Raw genomic sequence first — 3,089 nt, 5'->3', positions numbered from 1 at the left:
CCCGGGGCGCGCGGTCCAGGGCGGGCCGGGCGCCGCCCTGGTGCAGGTACGGGGGCTCGTAGATCTCGATGCTGCCGTCCATCGAGTCCCGGATGTCGGGGTCGTTGGCGATCTGCTGGAGCTCGTCCCCGGTCACCATCACCCGCCCGTCGGGCATCACCAGGGCGTTGGAGTGGTAGCCCCGGGGGAGCCGCTGGGACGGGCCCAGCCGCCAGCGCCCGGCGGCGTCGCGCAGCTCGGTCTGCCGGTACTTGAGGTCGGCCTTCGGGTTGAAGGGGCCGTGGCCGTAGTCGCGGGTGCTCAGCGCCCCGTTGACGGTCAGCAGGGTCGCGTCCGGCAGGATCAGGGTGTCGTCCTGGGTGCGGCCGAAGGCCCGGGGCCGTTCGGTGGTCCAGCGGCCGCCCGCGAGCCGGTAGGTGTTGGGGTCGTGCGGGTCCCCGCCGAGCACCAGCACGGAGTCCGGCCCGCGCAGCCCCGCCGGCAGCGGCACGGCGGATCCGTAGCCGCGGAAGTCCGCCGGGCGCCGGGGCAGGTCGCGGCGGGTCTCCTTGACCGGGTCGAAGAGCCACTGCTGGTCGGCGTCCCGGCCCAGTCCGTAGACCATGCCGTCGCGCAGCGAGAACAGGTGGGGGTAGTCGTTGCGGAAGGGCGCGTCGGCCCGGAACCGGTCGACCGCGATGTTCAGCGGGATGTCGAACGGCCGCCAGGGCACCGGCAGCCCCTTCGCCGGGAAGCGCTCCACCACGGGCGTGGGGGTGCCCGTCCCGCGCTCGGACTGTCCGGACATGATGATCTGGCGGCCGTCGGCGCCGGTGACGGCCGACGGGTACCAGCGGCCCACCGACATGTCCCGGTTGCGGTACCACAGTTCGGTCCACGGGTCGAAGACGAAGGACAGCTTGGCGCCGCTGCCGCCCTTGCCGCCGGTGTTGCCGCCGAAGACCGCGAGCATCCCGTTGGGCAGGAAGGCGTGTCCGGCGCAGAAGAACGGGGCGGGGCGCGGGGCGTACGTGCCGTCGGGCATCAGCACGGTCGGCGGCCGGACCTCCTTGAAGGCCCGTGCGCCGGTGCCCCTGGCGGGGTCCCAGAGGAAGGCGCGGCCCGCGTTGGTCCGGCCGATGCGGTCGGTGGGGCCGGTCTCCTTGGTGGGGTCGGTCTCGACCCGCTCGAAGGAGAAGAGCAGTACCTTGCCGGTCGGCAGCTGGGCGAGGTGGACCCCGAAGTCGGGGGAGGGGAAGAACTCCGCGAACCTCCCCGACTCCGCCGGGCGGAAGGCCTTGTTGGCCCGCTCCTGCGACGCGGTCAGGGCGGCCAGGCTCGCGCTCCGGGTGGCCTGCGGGTACTCGCCGGCGCCCCGGGCCGCTCGGCGCCGCTCGGCGTGGGCCCGGGCGTGCTCCTCGCCGATCAGGGCCGCCTCCCCGGCCGTGGCCCCGGCGTCGGTGTCCGCGCGGTCGTGGACCGGCACGGCCGGGGCGGCGGCGGCCGGGGCCGTCAGGAAGACGGCCGCGGCCAGCGCGGCGGCCAGGGCGGCGGACCGGTGTGCTGCTCGGGACATGCGACTCCTCGGTGTGCGAAGACCGCCGGGACGGGAGGGTCGCCATGCTAGAAGATCAGGTGCAAATCACCTCATATGACGCGCGCCCGGATGCGGAGACGGCATACAAAAACGCCCCGGACGAATTGACGTCCAGGGCGTGCTTCCGCGTATATTCAATAGTTCACACTCTCTATTGGACGAGGGCGTGACGAAGCTTTACGGGGACATCGTATCGCGCTGGGAGCGAAATTGTCAAACACCGAATTTCAGAGCGAGCAGGAATTCATCACCGAGCTCTACGCGCGCCTCGAAGACCTGCGAGACCAGGCCGAACGGGCGGTTCAGGGCGCCCTGGGCGAGGCGGGCACCGGCTTCCAGGCCCGGCTGGAAAGGGACGTCCTGGTCGCCGAGCAGTCCGGCCTGCTTTCCGCCCTGAACTCCGCCGAACACGGTCTGTGTTTCGGCCGGCTGGAGTTCTCCGACGGCCGCGACCACCACATCGGCCGAATCGGGATCAGGCAGGACGACGCCGAACGCACCCCGCTCGTCCTCGACTGGCGCGCCGAGGCGGCCCGGCCGTTCTACCTGGCCACCGGCCACGTCCCGATGGGCCTGCGCCGCCGACGCCACATCACCACCCAGGGGCGCCGGGTCACCGCCCTGCACGATGAGATCCTCGACCTCTCCGACACCGAGCGCACCGGCTACGAGGGCGCGGACGCCGACGCCGTGCTGCTCGCCGCCCTCGACGCCGCCCGCACCGGCCGCATGCACGACATCGTGCGGACCATCCAGGCCGACCAGGACCGCATCATCCGCTCCCCGCACCAGGGCGTCCTCGTCGTGGAGGGCGGCCCCGGCACCGGCAAGACCGCCGTCGCCCTGCACCGCGCCGCCTACCTCCTCTACGCCCAGCGCGAGCTCCTCGCCAAGCGCGGCGTCCTGATCGTCGGCCCCAACCCCGCCTTCCTCGGCTACATCGGCGAGGTGCTGCCCGCCCTCGGCGAGACCGGGGTGCTCCTCGCCTCTCCCGGCGACCTCTACCCGGGCCTGCGGGCCACCGGCACCGACCGCCCGGGCGCCGCCGCCGTCAAGGGCCGCGCGGCCATGGCCGACGTCCTCGCCCGGGTCGTCGCCGACCGGCAGACGCTCCCCGAGGCCGTGCCCGCCGGCAGCGGAGAGGACAGCGCCGTCGTCCCCGAGCCGGCACTGGAGATCGACCACGACGACTACGGCACCCTCCTGCTCGACCGGACCATGGCCCACGCCGCCCGCGACCGGGCCCGCAGCACCGCCCTGCCCCACAACCTGGCCCGCCCCTACTTCGCGTTCGCGGTCATCGACGCCCTCACCGAGCAGCTCGCCGACCGGCTCGGCGCCGACCCCTACGGCGGCCCCAACCTGCTGGGCCCGGACGACGTCGCCCAGCTCGGCAAGGAGATCGCCACCAGCACCGAGGTGCACGCCGCCATCGACACGCTCTGGCCGGACCTGACCCCCGAGCAGCTCGTCACCGACTTCCTCGCGGACCCCACCCACCTCCCCGCCGAGG

General features: G+C 73.4%; 2 protein-coding genes. One reads left to right on the top strand and one right to left on the bottom strand.

The genetic code is table 11. The features are described from left to right. On the bottom strand, positions 1 to 1,555 hold a 1,555-nt coding region (locus SSNG_RS41725), incomplete at its 3' end, for a hypothetical protein (RefSeq protein ID WP_007262347.1). A gap of 231 nt (positions 1,556 to 1,786) precedes the next feature. Between SSNG_RS41725 and SSNG_RS03155 the strand changes: the two genes are divergently transcribed. Beyond that, positions 1,787 to 3,089, top strand: a 1,303-nt coding sequence (locus SSNG_RS03155) for a UvrD-helicase domain-containing protein (RefSeq protein WP_007262346.1), incomplete at its 3' end; no start/stop codon positions are given.

This window comes from Streptomyces sp. C (genome assembly GCF_000158895.1).
In the GTDB taxonomy this organism is placed as follows: domain Bacteria; phylum Actinomycetota; class Actinomycetes; order Streptomycetales; family Streptomycetaceae; genus Streptomyces; species Streptomyces racemochromogenes.
This window is presented reverse-complemented; position numbering and strand designations above follow the sequence as displayed.